14 protein-coding genes and 1 pseudogene are annotated in these 18356 nt (G+C 66.2%); 11 read left to right on the top strand and 4 right to left on the bottom strand.

Features of this window, described 5'->3' with window-relative positions:
* Window positions 1-100 precede the first annotated feature (100 nt).
* Both DCO45_RS15745 and DCO45_RS23370 read left to right on the top strand, forming a co-directional pair.
* Window positions 101-646, top strand: a pseudogene (locus DCO45_RS15745) (ProQ/FINO family protein); the annotation flags it as partial.
* A gap of 128 nt (window positions 647-774) precedes the next feature.
* A complete protein-coding gene (locus tag DCO45_RS23370) occupies window positions 775-900 on the top strand; it encodes a hypothetical protein (RefSeq protein WP_269075791.1) in 126 nt (41 codons plus the stop codon).
* Between the two features lie 14 nt (window positions 901-914).
* Here the strand turns inward: DCO45_RS23370 and DCO45_RS15750 are convergent, their stop codons facing one another.
* From DCO45_RS15750 to lplT, 3 genes are all read right to left on the bottom strand, one after another.
* Window positions 915-1412, bottom strand: a complete 498-nt coding sequence (locus DCO45_RS15750; protein WP_116926725.1) for a glutathione peroxidase — start codon at window positions 1410-1412, stop codon at window positions 915-917.
* A gap of 37 nt (window positions 1413-1449) precedes the next feature.
* Entirely contained in the window at window positions 1450-2301 is an 852-nt protein-coding gene (locus DCO45_RS15755) for a DMT family transporter (RefSeq protein WP_342395168.1), read from the bottom strand.
* A 140-nt stretch (window positions 2302-2441) separates the two neighbouring features.
* Entirely contained in the window at window positions 2442-3746 is a 1305-nt protein-coding gene (gene lplT / locus DCO45_RS15760) for a lysophospholipid transporter LplT (protein ID WP_021027614.1), read from the bottom strand.
* A gap of 141 nt (window positions 3747-3887) precedes the next feature.
* Between lplT and alr the strand changes: the two genes are divergently transcribed.
* Window positions 3888-4991, top strand: coding sequence for an alanine racemase (alr, locus tag DCO45_RS15765; RefSeq protein ID WP_116926727.1), 1104 nt, complete (start codon window positions 3888-3890; stop codon window positions 4989-4991).
* A gap of 147 nt (window positions 4992-5138) precedes the next feature.
* On the opposite strand, the gene DCO45_RS15770 is transcribed toward alr, so the two are convergent.
* A complete protein-coding gene (locus DCO45_RS15770) occupies window positions 5139-5642 on the bottom strand; it encodes a transcriptional regulator (protein ID WP_116926728.1) in 504 nt (167 codons plus the stop codon).
* Between the two features lie 143 nt (window positions 5643-5785).
* Between DCO45_RS15770 and DCO45_RS15775 the strand changes: the two genes are divergently transcribed.
* From DCO45_RS15775 to DCO45_RS15810, 8 genes are all read left to right on the top strand, one after another.
* Window positions 5786-6370, top strand: coding sequence for a TetR family transcriptional regulator (locus tag DCO45_RS15775; RefSeq protein ID WP_116926729.1), 585 nt, complete (start codon window positions 5786-5788; stop codon window positions 6368-6370).
* Entirely contained in the window at window positions 6367-8031 is a 1665-nt protein-coding gene (locus tag DCO45_RS15780) for an MFS transporter (protein WP_116926730.1), read from the top strand. The genes DCO45_RS15775 and DCO45_RS15780 overlap by 4 nt, the downstream gene beginning before the upstream one ends.
* 42 nt (window positions 8032-8073) lie before the next feature.
* Window positions 8074-9303, top strand: coding sequence for an HlyD family secretion protein (locus tag DCO45_RS15785; RefSeq protein ID WP_116926731.1), 1230 nt, complete (start codon window positions 8074-8076; stop codon window positions 9301-9303).
* Window positions 9300-10766: an efflux transporter outer membrane subunit gene (locus tag DCO45_RS15790; RefSeq protein ID WP_116926732.1), complete on the top strand. Its 1467-nt coding sequence runs from the start codon at window positions 9300-9302 to the stop codon at window positions 10764-10766. The genes DCO45_RS15785 and DCO45_RS15790 overlap by 4 nt, the downstream gene beginning before the upstream one ends.
* A gap of 178 nt (window positions 10767-10944) precedes the next feature.
* Window positions 10945-15012, top strand: coding sequence for a Pls/PosA family non-ribosomal peptide synthetase (locus tag DCO45_RS15795; RefSeq protein ID WP_116926848.1), 4068 nt, complete (start codon window positions 10945-10947; stop codon window positions 15010-15012).
* A complete protein-coding gene (locus DCO45_RS15800; RefSeq protein WP_116926733.1) occupies window positions 15000-15632 on the top strand; it encodes a hypothetical protein in 633 nt (210 codons plus the stop codon). The genes DCO45_RS15795 and DCO45_RS15800 overlap by 13 nt, the downstream gene beginning before the upstream one ends.
* 170 nt (window positions 15633-15802) lie before the next feature.
* Window positions 15803-17425, top strand: coding sequence for an ABC transporter substrate-binding protein (locus DCO45_RS15805; RefSeq protein ID WP_116926849.1), 1623 nt, complete (start codon window positions 15803-15805; stop codon window positions 17423-17425).
* Window positions 17426-17470: 45 nt separating this feature from the next.
* The gene (locus DCO45_RS15810) at window positions 17471-18346 is read left to right on the top strand and encodes a substrate-binding domain-containing protein (protein WP_116926734.1); all 876 of its coding nucleotides are present in this window, start codon (window positions 17471-17473) and stop codon (window positions 18344-18346) included.
* Window positions 18347-18356: the final 10 nt, after the last annotated feature.

Below are 18356 nucleotides of genomic sequence, written 5' to 3' on the forward strand. Positions count from 1 at the left end.
TTTTTTTTTTTTTTTCTTTTTTTCTTTTTTTTTTTTTTTTTTTTTTTTTTTTTTTTTTTTTTTTTTTTTTTTTTTTCTTTTTTTTTTTTTTTTTTTTTTCCTGGGCCTGCATACCCGCTCGACCCGCTACCTCAACGCCGTGGCCATGGGCCAGCCCCGCCATGACCTGCAAGGCCAGGTGGTCGAGGCGATGGCGCCTGAGCACGTGTTCCATGCGCTGGTGGAGTCCTTCCGCCGCCGCAAGCCGCGCGACGGCGAAGACCTGCAGCTCAAGCTGCGCCGCCGCATTGGCATGGCCTATATTGCATCGGACCTGAGCCGCGACGACTTCCTGGCCAAGGTCCAGGTCAAGGATGAAGCAACCCAGGCGATGCTCGCTGCTGCCATGCAGGAAGTGGCCGAGTTCGACGCCAAGGCCGAGGCGCTGGCGACCGCCCATGCCGCCAGCGGCAAGAGCGTGGCCGAGTTTGCCGACATGTACGGCATGCACCCGGCTGCCGTGGAGCGCCACCTGCACCGCGCCGCCCAGACCAAGGCGATTGCTGCTCGCCCGGCAGCAGCCCCTGCGGCCCCCGAAGCGGCGGACGAGGACGAGGTGGCCGAGCCGGCCGCCGCCAAGGCCGACGACAGCGCTGCTGCTGAATAAATCCTGCCTTCGCCCAGTAAAAAGCTGCCCGCGCTCTAAAAGCGTGGACAGCTTTTTTTATGTGCTGGCTTGATCACCAATCAGCCGCTGCTTACACTGACCGTCTGAGACCTGGCAAGGAGACCGCCATGAAGCCCGATACCACCACAAGCACCACCAAGCGCCGCTGGCTGCGCAAGTTCTGGGGTGCGGTCTGTGTGATTGCGGGCCTGGCCAGCATTGCCGCCGGGCTGGAGACGGCGCTGATGGACTGAGCGCCGTTTGGTATTTAAGAAGCAGCCAAGGCCTTTTCGATAGCCGCTGCTAGCTTGGCGGGTTTGGTCATCGGGGCAAAGCGCTGCACCGTGCGGCCATCGCGCGCCACCAAAAACTTGGTGAAGTTCCACAGAATCCGCCCACCCAGGAGGCCCGGGGCCTGCGCCTTGAGCCAGACAAACAGCGGGTCGGTGTGCGGGCCGTTGACCTCCACCTTGGCCAGGCTTGGGAAACTCGTCTGGTAGTTCAGCTCGCAAAACTGCGCAATCTCGGTGTTGCTGCCGGGGGCCTGGGCGCCAAACTGGTTGCAGGGCAGGCTCAGCACCTGCAGGCCCTGGGGGCCATACTGTTGCTGCAAGGCTTCAAGCCCTTGGAGCTGCGGCGTAAAGCCGCAGGCGGTGGCCGTGTTGACCACCAGCACCACCTGGCCGGCATAGCGCGACAGCGGCAGGGGCTTGGCGCTGGCGTCGTGGAGAACAAAGTCCTGGATCGTGTGCGGTGTTGCGGGCATGGCGGCTATCTTAGTCGCTAACCCACCGTCACACCATTCAGGGCAGGCGCGACTCCAGCGCCGCGATCAGCGAGGCCGACAGCACCAGCGCGCCGCCCAGCAGCAGGCGGCCCGAGAGCACCGTGCCCTCGATCAGCACATTGGACGCGCTGGCAAACACCACCTCGGACAGCATCACCACCGCTGCGGTGGTGGCGGCCAGGCGCGAGGCGCCGTATTGCAAGGTCCAGTTGCTTAGCATGATCAGCACAGCGACGACCAGCACCATCAGCGGCCAGCTCCAGGCGATATCGGGCATGGCCGGCATGCGGCCCAGGGAGATGCCCAGCACCGACATGGCGCCGGCGGCGACCAGGCCGCCAAAGAACATGGCCAGCATGCGCGCCTCACCCGGCACGCGGTATTGGCTGCGCAACACCACATTGGTGCCAGCAAAGGTAAAGCCCCCGACAATGGCCAGCGCATCGGGCAGCGAAAGGTTGGCTGTCAGGCTCTGCCAGGTGGCGCCGGCCGGAATCATCACGATCAGCACGCCGCTGAAGGCCAGCACCAGGCGCAGGATGGAGTACTTGTTGGGCTTTTCACCCAGAAAGTACCAGGCCAGCAGCACCGACCAGGCGGGCATCAGATAAAACAGCAGCACCACGCGCACCACATCGCCGGTGGTGGCCGCCCAGTTGAACAGCACATTGGTGCTGCCCGAGGTAAAGGCCAGCAGCAGCAGCAGCGGGTGGCGCCGAGCAATGGCCGCTGCCGCCGGTTTGACCAGCAGCAGCCCGCAAAACAGGATCAGGTAGACCAGGGCCGTGCCCAGCACCGGGTGCACTCCCAGGGCCTGCAGCTGGCGGAACGGCCACCAGATCGTGCCCCAGATCAGGGCGTTGGTCATCAGGGCTAAAAAGGGCAGCGCGGTGAGCATGGGGCGATGTGAAACAGCGCCTGGGGTCAACAGGCGCTGTCCGCTTTCAATTTTTCTAAGGGATGCAGGAGGGGCGGATGGGCTTGGCGCGAGGCCCACCGGCGGATCACTCAGTGGTGGTGGTCGTGGCGGGCAATGTCCAGCAGCCGTTGGACTTCCTGCGGATGCTGCTTGCAATTATGCCGGTGCCACAGCAGGATGCACCACATGATGCCGGCCACCAGCAGGCCAAAGCAGGTGATGGCGCCATAGGCCGACATGCCAAAGCGGGTGAACATGCTGTAGACGACACCCAGGCCCAGGATGCAGGCCTGCTCGTTGAAGTTCTGCACCGCAATCGAGCGGCCCGAGCCCATCAGGTTGTGGCCCCGGTGCTGCAGCAGGGCGTTCATCGGCACCACCAAAAAGCCACCCAGGCCGCCCAGCACCACCAGAAACGGCACCGCCAGCCAGATGCTATGGATAAAGTTCATGCACACCACCAGCAGGCCCATCGCAATGCCCAGCGGGATCACGCGCGTGGCGCCATCGAGCTTCATACGCATCGAAGCGAGGATGGCGCCAACTGCCGTGCCGATGGCGACCACGCCGACCAGCGCCGAGGCCTTGGTGGTGCTGTAGCCCAGTGCCACCGCACTCCAGGCCAGCACGATATAGCGCAGATTGCCCGACACGCCCCAGAACAGGGTGGTGGTCGACAGCGAGATCTGGCCGAGCTTGTCGCGCCACAGGCGGCTGTTGCAGCGCCAGAAGTCGGGCAGCAGGTCCATCACGTTGGAGAACATGCTGCGACTCGTGTCCTGGCGCAGTGGCACCAGCTGGGTGCTGGTGCGCGGGATGCGGGTATTGAACCAGGCCGCACCTGCGTACAAGAGACCGATCACGCAGATCGCCGCCTCGGAAGGGGTATCAATGGGGGTGTCGATCAGGGGCAGATCAAAGGACAGCAGCCAGCCCGAGACCTGCGGGCCCACCAGCTGGCCGCCCAGCAGCACGCCCAGGATGATCGAGGTAATGGTCAGCCCCTCGATCCAGCCATTGGCCCGCACCAGCTGGCTGGCCGGCAGCAGCTCGGTGAGGATGCCGTACTTGGCCGGGGAGTAGGCGGCAGCGCCCAGGCCGACGACGGCATAGGCGAGCAGCGGGTGGTGGCCAAACAGCATCAGCAGGCAGCCGATCACCTTGATCGCATTGCTGATGAACATCACCTGCCCCTTGGGGTAGGCATCGGCAAAGGCGCCCACAAACGGTGCCAGGATCACGTAGAACAGCGCGAACATGGGCACCAGGGCGGCACGCTGCCACTCCGCAGCGCCTGCGCTGATCAACAGATCGACGGCAACGACAAACAGGGCGTTGTCAGCCAGCGAGCTGAAAAACTGCGCCGACATGATGGTGTAGAAACCGCGCTTCATTCGTTGGGAGGCTGATAAGGGATGCTAATGGCGCGAGAAATTTGTAAGCTGCGTGTAGGGAGTCGAGGTTATAGCACGCAGGGGCGAAAGCACGGTGCCAGAATACTAGGGGTTTTCATAATCTTGTTGTGAGTATTTGCCATGCCGCGCCCCATTCTAGCCACCATTCACACTGCTGCCTTGCAACATAACCTGGCACGTGCCCGTCTGGCGGCCCAAGACGCCAAGCTGTGGTGCGTGGTGAAAGCAAACGCTTACGGCCATGGCATCGAGCAGGTGTTTGATGGCATGCGCGCCGCTGACGGCTTTGCGCTGCTGGAGCCGTCCGAGGCCCAGCGCATCCGCGATCTGGGCTGGCGCGGCCCGATCCTGCTGCTCGAAGGCGTTTTCGATGCCCGTGACCTGGAGCTGTGCTCGCGCCTGAACCTCTGGCACACGGTGCACTGCGACCAGCAGATCGACTGGCTCGCCGCCCACAAGACCCAGCAGCCCCACCGCGTGTTTTTGAAGATGAACTCCGGCATGAACCGCCTGGGCTTCACCGCCGAGCGCTACCGCTCGGCCTGGGCCCGGCTCAATGCGCTGCCCCAGGTCGACGAGATCTCCTTCATCACCCATTTCAGCGATGCCGACACCGCCAAGGGCATTGGCGCGGCCATGGCGCTGTTCAACCAGACCACCTTGGACCTGCCCGGCGAGCGCAGCATCTGCAACAGCGCCGCGATGCTGCGCAACCCCGGTATGTCGGCCAGCGAGCGCGGCGACTGGGTGCGCGGCGGCATCCTGCTCTACGGCAGCGCGCCCGATTACCCGCTGCAAACGGCAGATGACTGGGGCCTGCAGCCGACGATGAGCTTGTCGGCCAAGGTCATCGGCGTGCAGGAGCTGCAGCCCGGCGACACCGTCGGCTATGGCTCGGCGTTCACCGCCGGCAAGCCCATGCGCATCGGCGTCGTCGCCTGCGGCTATGCCGACGGCTACCCGCGCCACTGCGGCAACGGCACCCCCGTGCTGGTCGACGGCCAGCGCTCGCGCCTGATCGGCCGGGTCAGCATGGACATGCTGACCGTCGACCTCACGGACATCCCCCAAGCGGGCTGGGGCAGCGAGGTCACCCTCTGGGGCCGCGCGGCCAACGGCACGGTGCTCTCCATCGACGAAGTGGCCCAGGCCGCTGGCACGGTGGGCTATGAGCTGATGTGCGCGGTGGCGCCACGGGTGCCGGTGGTCGTGGATGGGCGCTGAGATGCCTCAAAAATAGGCAGATTCGTCAAGGGCTGGGTTGGCGCTGCGCCTTCGTTGTTGAAGGACTCTTCCAGCCCCGCAGACTTTAAAGAAAAGCCTGCCTTTGCCGTCTGAGCGCGTCGCGGTCGATGCTGGCTGCGAGTTCACTCATGGCTCATTTGGGTGGGATTTGTTCAGCAGCGCTGCAATACCCGGGTGGATGCTGGAAAAGCCAGGGCCTGTCTGTGTGGATGACATTTTTTTCAGCGGGGAAATGGCTGACCCCGCCTGGCCAGGCGGTCCCGCGTCTGGTGGAGCTTCCTTTGCGCTTGCACTGTAGAGGTTGGCTTGCTTGTCGGGTGAGCGCTTGCTCCGGACGCGTGCTATTTCTTTCTCCAGCGCGCTATGGTCATGCTGCGGCGCAATCAGTTCCGCCAAAGAACTGCGTGGATTGACCAACCAGATGCACATCACATAGGACGCCATGGCCACGGATGGGTCCCCACGCTCGATACGGGCCATTGTGGGTTGCGAAACGCCCAGCCTCATGGCCCATTGCGCCTGTGATTCACCACGACGCTTGCGTGCAATCGCAATGTTCAGGCCCAGCTGTTTGATCTGCTGCAGCACGATTTCCGGGTAGTCCGAGGGCGGCGTATTTTGGCGAGGCATTCATAGATATTAGTGTTCAGCCCAAAAAATACAAATCTATAAATAAAACCACCCACGGGTTTACCCTGATGCTCTCAGGGTTTGTGCAGGCCTGAAAAAATTAGCGTACAGTTTTGTACGTTTAATTCTTTTGCCTCCACCCCATGACCACCAAAGAACGCCAACCCCGCAGTGATGCGCTGGCCCATCGCAGCCAGTTGCTCGATGCGGCCCTGCATGTGTTTACCGAGCAGGGGGTGACGGTGGCTTTGGATGTGGTGGCCGAGCGCGCCGGGGTGAGCCGCACGACGCTGTACCGCAATTTTGCGGACCGCTCGGCGCTGCTGCGGGCCTTGCTGATCCATATCCTGGAGCGGCTGGCCGCCAAGGCCCATGCCTTGAGTGAGACGGGTGATGCCGATGCGCTGTTCGAGTTTCTGCGCCTCTGGGCGCATGACTCGGTGCTGACCGTTCCGCTGACCGATTACTGGCGCTCGCTGCCGCTCGATGACCCCTTGGTCGTCGACCTGCGCGCGCGCCTGTTGGCGCTGGTGACGCCCTTGCTGCTGCAAGCCAAGGCGGCAGGGCGCTGCCGGGAGGATCTGCAGGGCGCTGATCTGCTGCTGATTGTGGGCATGTTCAGCGCGGCGCGGCGCGGCCGCACGCCGGCCGAGCGCCTGCAGCTGAGCGACCGCGCCTGGCAGCTGATCACCGAGGGCCTGCGCATGGATGCCAGGGAGACGGTATGAACGCGCCTGCCTTTCGCTATGTCGAGCAACCCCCGGATTGGGAGACGCATGAGCGCCCCGTGCTGCCGGGCTCGCCCGCGCGGCTGCAGCATACGCTGCCCCGGCGCATTGCCTACATCATGGTGGGTCTGTTTGTCGGGCTGGTTGGGGGTCTGGGCAATGGCCTGGTCACGGCCAACCTCACCTCGATTCAGGGCCAGCTGGGCCTGACAGCGGTCGAGGCCGCCTGGCTGCCTGCGGCCTATGTGATGGTCAATGTGACGGCCAACCTGCTGGTCTTCAAAAGCCGCCAGCAGCTGGGTCTGCGGGTGTTTGCCGAATGGGGCCTGGGCATCTATGCGCTCTTGGCGCTGCTGCACGTGTTTGTCGAAGGCTACACCATGTCCATCGTGGTGCGGGCCGTCGCTGGTTTTGCCGGTGCCACCACCACCTCGCTGGCCGTCATGTATGTGATGCAGGGCTTTCCGGCTTCCAAGGTGCCCTCGGCCTTCATCCTGGGCATGAACATGTCCTCGATCGCCGTGCCGCTGGCCTGGGTGCTGTCGCCTTCGCTGGTCAACGTCAACCCCTGGCCCCATCTGTATGCATTCGAGGCGGGTCTGGCGCTGATGGCCTTTGCCGCCGTGGTGGTGCTCAAGCTGCCGCGCGGCCTGCAGATCCATGTGTTCGAGCCGCTGGATTTTGTGACCTTCCTGCTGGTGGCGCCTGCGGTGGGTCTGCTGTGCGCGGTGCTGGCCCAGGGCGTCAATGCCTGGTGGTTCAACGCCCCCTGGCTGGCCTATGCGCTGATCGCGTCGCTGGTGCTGTTTGCGCTGGCCGCCCTGCTGGAATACAGCCGGCGCACGCCGCTGATCCAGCTGCGCTGGCTGATGCACCCCACGACGCTGACCTTCATGGCCGGCGCCATCATGATGCGTTTCATGATCTCGGAGCAGAACTATGGCGTGGTCGGCCTGCTGCGCGCGATGGGCGTGGTGCCCGAGCAGCTGCAGGCGCTGTACGGCGTCATTTTTGTCGGCATGCTGCTGGGCGTGATCGTGGGTGCTGCCACCTTCAGCCCCCAGGCCATCCTGCCGCAGATCCTGACCTCGATCCTGCTGATCGGCGTGGGCGGCTGGCTGGATCTGCACTCCACCAGCCTGAGCCGTCCGCATGACTTTTTCTTCAGCCAGTTCCTGATCGCGTTCTCGGCGGCGCTGTTCATGGGGCCGGTGATGATGATCGGCATCCAGCGCGCGCTGGGCAAGGGGCTGGACCACATGGTCACCTTTGTCGTGCTGTTCTCGGTCACCCAAAGTCTGGGCGGTCTGCTCGGCCCCGCGCTGCTGGGCAGCATCCAGCAGCAGCGCGCCCAGCTCTACACGCAGGCGATTGCTGCCGATATGCCGGTGACCAACCCGCTGGTTGCGCAGCGCCTGGCCCAGCAGTCGCAGTCGCTCGGCCGCACCATCACCGACCCGGTGCAGCGCGGTGCCCAAAGCCAGGCCCAGCTGGTGCAAGTGATCCGGCGTGAGGCGGCGGTGCGCGCCTTCAACGATGTGTTCCGCGTGATTGGCGCGATGGCGCTGGCCTTTCTGGCCTGGGCGTTCTACCGCGTGCTGCCCCAGCACATGCTGGCCTGGCTGGCGCGGCGCCGGGGTGAGCTGCCGGCGCCCGTCTGACCTCCATCCCCTTTTTCGATCCCTATCTACAAAGCAACAACAATGGCTGATACTGAAAAACCCACCCCCCAAGCGGCCCCCGCTCCCGCAGCGCAGCCCGCTGCCCCCCAAGCCACGGCGGCTGCGGCCGCCGCATCGGCTGCCCAAGCGTCGGCAGCCGCTGCTACGGCAGCCACCCCCGCACCCACAGCATCGCCGACGGCCAAGCTGATCCGGCCCAGCCGCCGCGCGGTGCTGACCATGGCGGTCGTCGCATTGGCCGGCGTGCTGCTGGTGCTCTGGGCCTGGAAGCTGCCGCCCTTTGCCTCCGACGTGATGCGCACCGACAACGCCTATGTGCGCGGCCAGATCACCGTGCTGGCGCCCCAGGTCAGCGGCTATGTGACGGAAGTGAACGTGCAGGACTATGCCCATGTCAAGCGCGGTGATGTGCTGCTGCGCATCGATGACCGCATCTATGCCGAAAAAGTGGCCCAGGCCCAGGCGCAGCTCGACAATGCCCGCGCGCAGCTGGCCAACTCGGACCAGACCCAGGCGCAAAACCGGGCCAACCTGGGTGCGCGCCAGGCCAGCCTGTCGGCGGTGGACGCCGAAGCGCGCCGCGCGGCAGCCGATCTGCAGCGGGTCGAGGACCTGGCCGCGCGCGGCTCGGTGTCGCTGCGCGAGCGCGACCAGTCGCGTGCTACCAGCCAGCTGGCCAAGGCCAATGTGCAAAAGGCGCAGGCCGATATCCGCATTGGCGAGCAGAGCATCAAATCCACCCAGGTGGCACGCGCCAGCCTGGAAGCGCAGGTGAAGGCCGCCCAAGCCCAGCTGGGCCTGGCCCAGATCGACCTGGACAACACCGTGGTGCGTGCGCCGCGCGATGGCCAGATCAGCGAGGCCTCGGTGCGCCTGGGCCAGTATGTGGCCTCGGGCACGCAGCTGCTGTTCCTGGTGCCCGAGCAGCTGTGGGTGGTGGCCAACTTCAAGGAAACCCAGATCGCCCACATGCAGCAGGGCCAGGCGGCGAGCTTCTATGTCGATGCGCTCGAAGGCGCCGAGCTGACTGGCCGTATCGAGCAGATGGCACCGGCCACCGGCTCGGAGTTCAGCGTCATCAAGGCCGACAACGCATCGGGCAACTTCATCAAGATCGTGCAGCGGCTGCCGATCCGCATTGCGATCGACCCGAACCAGCCGCTCGCCGCCCGCCTGCGCCCGGGCATGTCCGTCGAAGTGCATGTGGACACGCGCGCAGCCAAGGCCGCAGCGCAAGGAGACCGGCCATGACCCGCAGCCGGTTTTTGCAAGGCTCGGCCGCCACCACGCTGACGGTCCTGGGCATGGCCCTGCTGCTGGCCGGTTGTGCGCCGGCACTGCGCCAGGCGCCCACCGATGCGGCCGTCACCGTGCCCAGCACCTGGGCGCAGACCGAGGCTGCTGCCACCAGCGGGCCGCAAGCGGCGGTGCCCACCGCCTGGTGGCAGGCCTTTGGCGATGAAAAGCTCAACGGCTATGTGCAGGCGGCGCTGGCGCGCAATGCCAACCTGCAGGTGGCCGGCACCCGAGTGGCCGCAGCCCGCGCCCAGCTGGCGGCGGCCGATGCCGCGCTGCAACCCAGCCTGTCGCTGGGCGCCAATGTGGGCGCCACCCACACCTTGACCACCTCGGGCATCACCACCAGCCGCTCCGTCCAGCCCCAACTGCAGGCCAGCTGGGAGCCCGATCTCTGGGGCCGCCTGGGTGACCGAAGTACCGCAGCCGATCTGCAGTACCGCGCCAGCCAGGCCGACCGCGATGCGGTGGCGCTGACGGTGGCGGCCACCACGGCCCAGGCCTATGTCGATCTGCTGGGCCGCGAGGCGCAGCTGGCCCAGACGCGCCAGACCCTGCAGACCCGCAGCACCGCGCTGCAATTGGCGCGGGACCAGGAATCGGTGGGCTATATCTCGCGCCTGCAGGTGACGCAGGCGCAGGCCGAGTACGAGGCCATCCAGGGCCAGATCCCGCCGCTGGAGCTGGCCATTGCGCGCCAGTACAACGCGTTGCAATTGCTGGCCGGTGACGTGCCCGCCGTGCGCGATACCGCTGCGGCCGACGGCCAGGGCTTTGCCCGGCTGCAGATGCCGGTGGTGCCCGCTGCGCTGCCCTCGTCCCTGCTGCGGCGCCGGCCGGACCTGGTGCAGGCCGAGCTGAACCTGGCCGCCAGCGATGCCAGCCTGCGCGCCAGCCGCGCCGCCTATCTGCCCCAGGTCAACCTCAGCGCCAGCGCGGGGCGGCTGTTTGTCAATGCGCTGCAATACAACCCCATCAATGTCTGGAGCCTGGGCGCGAGCGCGCTGGCGCCGCTGTTGGATGGCGGCCGGCTCGACGCGCAGTACGACAGCGCCACGGCCCAGCGCGACCAGGCCGCCTACGCCTACCGGGGCGCGGTGCTGTCGGCCCTGGGCGATGTGGAAAACGCGCTGGTGGGCGTGCAGCGCCTGGCCGAGCAGGAGCAGGCCGCCGAGCGCCGCCGCGCCGTGCTGGCCCAGACCCTGGGTTATGCCAAGGACCGCTACGAGGCGGGCTATGCGTCCTACTTGGAGCAGATCGATGCCCAGCGCAACCTGTTCCAGGCCGAGACCGAGCTGGTGAACCTGCGCCAAAGCCGGCTGGACAACCAGATTGCGCTGTACCGCGCGCTGGGCGGGGGCTGGTCGGCTGATGCGGTGTTGCCGAGCGCCGCTGCGCAACCCGCCGCCGCAGATTAGGCGGGGCTTAAGCCGGGCGCAAAGCGTTGCGCCCAGCCCTCAGGCAGGCCTTGCCAGGGGTGATCCCGGCCTGGCGGGCATTGGCGCCGCCGCATAATGCGCGAATGCCCCATTCTGGGGCGTTTTGTGCAGAAAGGCGGTGCGCCTGCGCCTTCTGCATCTGCCGGGTATTGCTGCCATGTCTGAGACTGTTGTTTTGCGGGGGCCCGAGCGCCCCGATCTGTTGCGCCACGAGGTGCTGGCCGATGTGTTCGAGGCCACCGCCTATGCCCACCCCGAGCAGGTGGCGCTGATGGCCGGCGCGCGGCAGCTGACCTATGCCCAGCTCGATGCCGACGCCAGCCGTGCGGCACACCGGCTGATGGAGGCGGGCATCGGCCCGGGCGATATGGTGGGCCTGTGGCTGCCGCGCGGCATCGCGCTGCTCAGCCTGCAGCTGGCCATTGCCAAGACGGGCGCCGCCTGGCTGCCCTTTGACAGCGAGACACCGCCCGAGCGCATTGCGACCTGCCTCGAAGACGCCAGTGCCAAGGCGCTGCTGATGGCCGCTGCCACGCCCCAGCAGGGCCTGCGCGATGCCCAGGTGCTGTGCCCGCTGCTGACCGATCTGGACCTGCTGGCCGAGCTGCCCGCTGGCACCCCGCTGCGCCGGCGCAGCAATGCCCAGCCCGGCGATCCGGCCTATGTGATCTACACCAGCGGCTCGACCGGCAAGCCCAAGGGCATCGCCATCAACCAGGGCAGCATCTGCCACTTTTTGCGCAGCGAGAATGCGCGCCTGGGCGTGCGCCTGGGTGACAAGGTCTACCAGGGCTTCTCGGTGGCCTTTGACATGTCGTTCGAGGAGATCTGGATCAGCTACCTGGTGGGCGCCACCTTGTGGATTGCGCCGCGCGAGATTGCCGGCGACCCCGAGGCGCTACCGCAGGCCTTGCTGGAGCAGCAGGTCACCGTGCTGCATGCCGTGCCCACGTTGCTGGCGCTGTTTGCGCAGGATGTGCCCAGCCTGCGCATCATCAACCTGGGTGGCGAGATGTGCCCCGAAGCGCTGGTCGATCGCTGGGCGCGCTCGGGCACCGCCGCGCCGCGCCAGCTGTTCAACACCTATGGGCCGACCGAGGCCACCGTATCGGCGAGCCTGGCCGAGCTGCAGGCGGGCGAGCCCGTCACCATCGGCACGCCGCTGCCCAACTACAGCATGGTGGTCGTGCAGGTGATCGAGGCGGACAGCTTTCCCGCCGGCACCGCGCCCCGCTTGGTGGGGCTGCCGGCCGGTGAGGTGGGCGAGCTGTGCATTACCGGCCCCGGCGTGGCCGCCGGCTACCTGGGCCGGCCCGAGCTGACGGCCGAGAAGTTCTTGGACAACCCCTGGCCGGCAGGGCCGCATGACACGCGCCTCTACCGCACCGGCGACCTGGCGCGCATCGATGAAAAAGGCCAGATGCAGTGCCTGGGCCGGGCCGATGACCAGGTGAAGATCCGTGGCTTTCGCGTCGAGCTGGGCGAGATCGAGGCCGTGCTGGCCCAGCAACCCGGTGTGGGCACCACGGCGGTGCTGCTGCGCAAGGATGACGGCATCGACCAGCTGGTGGCCTTTTATGTGTCGCTGGATGCGCCCCCCAGCCATGCTGCGCTGCGCAGCGCGCTGGCCGAGCGCCTGCCGCCCTATATGGTGCCGGCCCGCTTTGAGGCGCTGGCGCTGATGCCGCGCCTGACCTCGGGCAAGATCGACCGCAAGGCGCTGCGTGCCGCCGCGCTCAGTGCCGCGGTGGACAGCGGTGATTCGGACACCGCCGAGACCCCGGCCGAGGCGCTGCTGTTTGCCGCGCTGGCGCAGATGTTCCCGGGCCAGCCCATCCGCCGCTCGCTCGATTTCTTCAGCGACCTGGGCGGCCACTCGCTGTTTGCCGCGCGCCTGACCTCGGTGCTGCGCGCCGATGCGCGTTTTGCGCAGGCCACCGTCAGCACCATCTACCAGCAGCGCCGCGTGGGCGCGATTGCCCAGGCGCTGCAGGCCAGCATGGTGGCGGACGATGCGCCGGCTGCGGCGCCGCGCGCTTTCCGCGAGCATTCGGCGCTGCGCCGCTGGCGCTGTGGCGCTGCGCAGGCGGTGGCGATTCCTTTGCTGGTGCTGGTCAAGATGGCGCAATGGCTGGCGCCGTTCTTCACCTACCACTTCTTTACCGGTGACGAGAACGATTCGGTTGCCGTGGCCATTGCAGTGTCGGTGCTCGCCTTTGCGCTGGCCACGGTGCTGGAGTTTGTCGTGGCCTGGGCCGGCAAGTGGCTGATTGCCGGCCGCCTCAAGCCGGGGCGCTACCCGCTCTGGGGCCTGACCTATTTCCGCTGGTGGCTGGCCGACCGGCTCGTGGAAGCCGTGCCGGTGGGCATGATCACCGGCTCGTCGCTGTTTCCGCTGTGGCTGCGCGCGCTGGGCGCCAAGATCGGCAACGATGTGCTGCTGGGCTCGATGACGGTGCGCGCCCCGGATCTGCTGCGCATTGGCGCCGGAGCGAGCGTGGGCAATGTGGTGAGCCTGGAGAATGCCCGGGTCGAAGGCGGCTGGCTGCTGCTGGGCACGGTCGATATCGGTGCCGATGCCTGCATTGGCTCCTATGTGGTGCTGGAGGGCAATACCCGCCTGGGCGACTGGGCCCATCTGGAAGGGCAGTCGAGCCTGAGCGACGGCCAGGTGCAGCCCGCGCGCAGCGTCTGGACCGGCTCACCGGCCCAGCCCGTCTCGGACTTTGACACCAGCTGCATGCCCGAGCGCCTGCGGCCCAGCGCCGCCTGGCGCGCCTGGGAGATGCTGGTCTATGCGGTGGGTGGCCTGAGCATCGCGACCCTGTTCTTCATGCCGGTGTTCCCGGCGTTTTTGCTGATCGATTGGCTGGATGTGGACGCGATCTCGGTGCGGCCTTTGCTCGAAGACGGCACGGTCGATGCGCTGGGTGCCTTTATCCTGCGCTTTTTCAAGTTCTTTGTGCTGGCGCTGCCTGCCAGCCTGGTGCTGGTGGTCTGCACCATGCTGGTGGCCGCCTTGATCCGCTACCTGTTCCTGCCCCGGCTGCAGCCGGGCACCTGGTCGGTGCACAGCGGCCGCTACCTGGGCAAGTGGCTCACCAACCAGATCCAGGAGGGGAGCCTGGCGACCTTGCACGGCATCTATGCGACGGTGTTTTCGGCCAGTTGGTACCGCATGCTGGGCGCCAAGGTGGGCAAGCGCACCGAGCTGTCGACCGCGCTGGGCGTGGTGCCCGATATGCTGACCCTGGGCGACGAGTGCTTTGTGGCCGATGCGGTGATGCTGGGCGACGAGCGCATCGACGGCGGCTACATGACGGTGCAGCCCACGGTGGTCTCGCGCCGCAGCTTTATCGGCAATGGTGCCTATGTGCCCGATGGCTCGACCATCCCCGAAGGGGTGCTGATCGGGGTGATGTCGGCCGTGCCGCGCAATGCCGACATGCAGGCTGGCCAGACCTGGATTGGCTCGCCGGCCATCAACCTGCCTGCGCGCGAAGTCGTGCAGGGCTATCCCGACCACCTGACCTTTGCCCCGTCACGCCGCCGCGTGCTGGGCCGGGGCCTGGTCGAGGCCTTCCGCATTGGCGCGCCCCATGCGCTGGTGATTGCCGCCGGTTATGCGATTGTGCTGGACGCCATGCCGTTGGCAGCAGCGGGCCGCTGGGGTGCGGTGGTGCTGGATCTGGCCGTCGCCGGCATGGTCTTTGGCCTGGGCGCCTTCTGGGCGGTGGCGCTGTTCAAGTGGCTGCTGGTGGGGCGCTACCGCAAAAAGGCTGCGCCGATGTGGACGCCCTTTGTCTGGCTGTCCGAGGCGACGACCAGCATGTACGAAGGCATTGCGGTGCCCAACTTCTTGCGCTACCTGCGCGGCACGCCCTGGCTCAATCTGGCGATGAACCTGCTGGGCAGCAAGATTGCCAGCAGCGCCTACCTGGACACCACCGACATCACCGAGCATGACTGCGTGACCATTGGCGCGCACAGCGAGCTCAATGCGCTGTCTTGCCCGCAAACCCATTTGTTTGAAGACCGGGTGATGAAGGTCGATGACGTGGTGATTGGCGCGCGGGTGACGGTGGGCGCGCGCTGCACCGTGCTCTACAGCGCCGAGCTGGGCGATGGCGTGCAGCTGGGCCCGATGACCTTGGTGATGAAGGGCGAGCGCCTGCCCGCCGGCACCCGCTGGCAGGGCGCGCCTGCTGCGCCATGGCGGGCCTAGCACTTCACTGGACCAGGCAGCCGCTGGCCCTGCCGCCAGCGCTGCAGGGCCGGGTACAGGCCCAGGCGGTGGTGATGGCGGGCGCAGCGCCATCAGGCGCGCTGCCGCGCGAGGCCATGCGCGAGGCCGTCTACCTGGCCATTGGCGAGACCTTGGCGCCGCAGCTGGGCTGCGAGCCAGCGCAACTGGCCGTGCAGCGCCGGGCCGGCCAGGCGCCGCAGCTGCTGCGCAACGGGCAGGTGCTGCCAGGGTGGCAACTGTCCATCAGCTATGCCGATGCGCTGGCGGTGTGGGCCTGCACGCAAGGCGGCGCCATCGGCATCGATGTGCAGGGCCCGCCCGGGGATGCGCAGACCAATATCGATGCCGCTGGCTGGCCGGCGGTGGCTGCGCTGTATCTGGAGGCTGATGCGGCCGCCACACTGACCGGCTTGCAGCGCATGGATTGGCAGCGCGGCTTTGCCCGGCAATGGGCGCGGCTGGAAGCCCAGCTCAAATGCGCCGGGCTGGCACTGGCCGAAGCCGATCACCGGCAAAAGGGCTGGAATGCCGGCATCGCGCTCTGGGATCTGGACAGTGCTGCGGGCGCAGTTGCGCTGGCCTGGCGTGCCTCGGCCTAGGCTGCATCTGGTTTTTGGCGGGGCCGTTACACTGGCCTGCCCGCCCGCCGCTAGCAGAAAATGCGCAGCACCAGGCCCATATCGATACAACGAATAAATCGTTGGCGCGGCCGGGCTGCACTGCCATAGTGCGGCGTTTTGATTTTTTGCATGGAATGAAGGAATCTGTGATGCAACCCACCACTTATCTGCAAGGCCGCAACGGCTGGGCGCGCAGCGTCTGCACCCTGGCCATCGCCGGCGCAGTGGCCGGCATGGCATTTTCTGCCCAGGCATCGAACTTCCGCTGGACCCGCTCGGCCGACCTCTCGTCCTGGGATATCCATGCGCAAAATGTTGGGGTCAACAACTCGGTACACCGCGCCGTCTACGAAGCGCTGGTCGAGTACAACAGCCAGACGCAAAAGCCCGAGCCCTCGCTGGCGACCAAGTGGGAGCGCATCAACCCCAAGCAGCTGCGCATCACCTTGCGCGAAGGCGTGACCTTCAGCGATGGCTCGCCGCTGACGCCCGAGGACGTGAAGTTCTCGCTCGAGCGCGCCAAGGCCAAGAGCTCCGGCTTTGTGGTCTACACCCAGGGCATTGACCGCATCGAGGTGGTCAATGCCACCACCTTGGATATCTTCTCGGACGTGCCCAACCCGGTGCTGGTCAACCAGCTGACCGAGCTGCGCATCATGAGCAAGCCCTGGGCGGTGCAGCACCAGTCCGAGGTGCCCAAGGACATCAAGGCCAAGGATGAGAACTATGCCCACCGCCATGCGCTGGGCACCGGCCCCTATGTGCTCGACAGCTGGTCGCAGGATTCGCGCCTGGTGCTCAAGCGCAACCCGCAGTGGTGGGGCAAGGCCCAGTACCCCAGCAACATCACGCAGGCGGTCTACACGCCGATCAAGTCGGACGCCACGCGCACCGCCGCGCTGCTGTCGGGCGAGGTGGATTTCATCATCGACCCGAGCATGAACGACCTGCAGCGCATCAAGCAGGCACCCAACCTGCAGGTGCTCGAATCCGCCGCTGACCGCACCCTGTTCCTGGGCATGGACCAGTTCCGCGACGAGCTGCCCCAGTCCAGCGTCAAGGGCAAGAACCCTCTCAAGGATGTGCGCGTGCGCCAGGCGATGTACCAGTCGATTGACATGGGCACCATCCAGCGCGTGGTGATGCGCGGCCTGGCCCAGCCCACCGGCACCTTGATTGCCCACCATGTGAATGGCTGGACCAAGCAAGCTGATAAGCGCCTGGCTTTTGATGCCGAAGGCGCCAAAAAGCTGCTGGCCCAGGCGGGCTACCCCGATGGCTTTGAGTTCGAGTTCTCCTGCCCGGCCGGCCGCTACCCGAGCGACGAGCAGCTGTGCCAGGCCATCAGTGCCCAGTGGGCCAAGGTGGGCATCAAGGCCAAGCTGCGCACCTACCCGTTTGCGACCTACTTCCCGATGATCCAGCGCTACGAAGCCAGCGTGTATCTGCTGGGCTGGTCGGTGCCCACGTTCGATGCCTACTACAGCCTGCAGGCGCTGTTGCGCTCGCCTGGCGGCAGTGGCGACGGCAACTTCAACCTGGGCCGCTTCTCCGACCCGCAGCAAGATGCCATGATCGAGCGCGTCAAGACCGAGACCGATCTGAAGCTGCGCAACCAGCTGATCGAGAAGGTGCTGCTCAACGAGCACAAGGCCATCTCGCATATTCCGCTGTTCAACCTGATCACCCCTTGGGCGGCCAGCAAGAAGGTCAGCATCCCGACCCGCGCGGACAACTACATCGACTGGCGTCTGCTGAACGTGGCCCATTGACGGGCGGGTGAGAGGGCTACGGCGCCGCTGTCTGATAATGCCTGCATGCGCCTGATGCCTCTTCGCCGCTCCTTCTTGCTCATTTGTGCCGCTGCGGCGCTGCTGGGCTGTGCCTCCGAGCCGCCGCAGCCCGATCCCGAACCCGCGCTGGGCCAGGCCAGCCTGCCGGTGCAGCTGCTGATGACCGAGAGCTTTGTGCCTGTGCACCGGGCACTGGCCGGGCAGCTGATGATCCCCACCCAGATCCGCGCCGAGCCCGGCTACGGCGCGTCGCCTGCGGTGGCGCAGGCGCTGGCCCAGTACCTGCAGCAGGCGGGCTGTGTCGATCTGGTGCTGGCGCCGCGCGCGGTGTTGCAGCTGTTGCAGGCCCAGGGCCTGGTGCGGCCGGGGCGCCTCTACGATGTGGTGCGTTCACCGCTGATGGCCATCGTGCAGGCCGGCCGCCCCGTGCCGGTGCTCCAGGACACGGAAGACGCCAAGAAGATGCTGGAGGCCACCCGCAGCATCGCCTACCCGTCGGCCGATGGCAGCGACTTTATCGAGCAAAAGCTGTTTCGCGAGCTGGATTTGACTGCCCAGGCTCTGCCCAAAAGCATCAAGGTATTTGGCCCACAGGTGGCCCAGTTGGTGGCGCGGGGCGATGCGGAGCTGGGCCTGCTGCTGCGCAGCGAGCTGCCGCGCTCTGCCGAGCTGCAGGTGGTGGGCAAGATACCGCCCCCCCTGGCCTACGAGGCCGTCTACAGCGCCGGCATTGTTCGCCAGGCCTGCAGTACCGCAGGGGCCCAGCTGCTGGCCCGCTTCTACCAGCGCGAAGCGGCCATGCATGACTGGAACGGCTCAGGCTGGGAGCCGGTGGCAGGGGTATCCCGGCCGCCACCGCCGCCGGCCGAGCACCTGGATCCGGCTGAGTACCAGCCTTGAGACTGGGAGC

Source organism: Comamonas sp. JNW (genome assembly GCF_003105075.1).
In the GTDB taxonomy this organism is placed as follows: Bacteria; Pseudomonadota; Gammaproteobacteria; order Burkholderiales; family Burkholderiaceae_C; genus Comamonas; species Comamonas squillarum.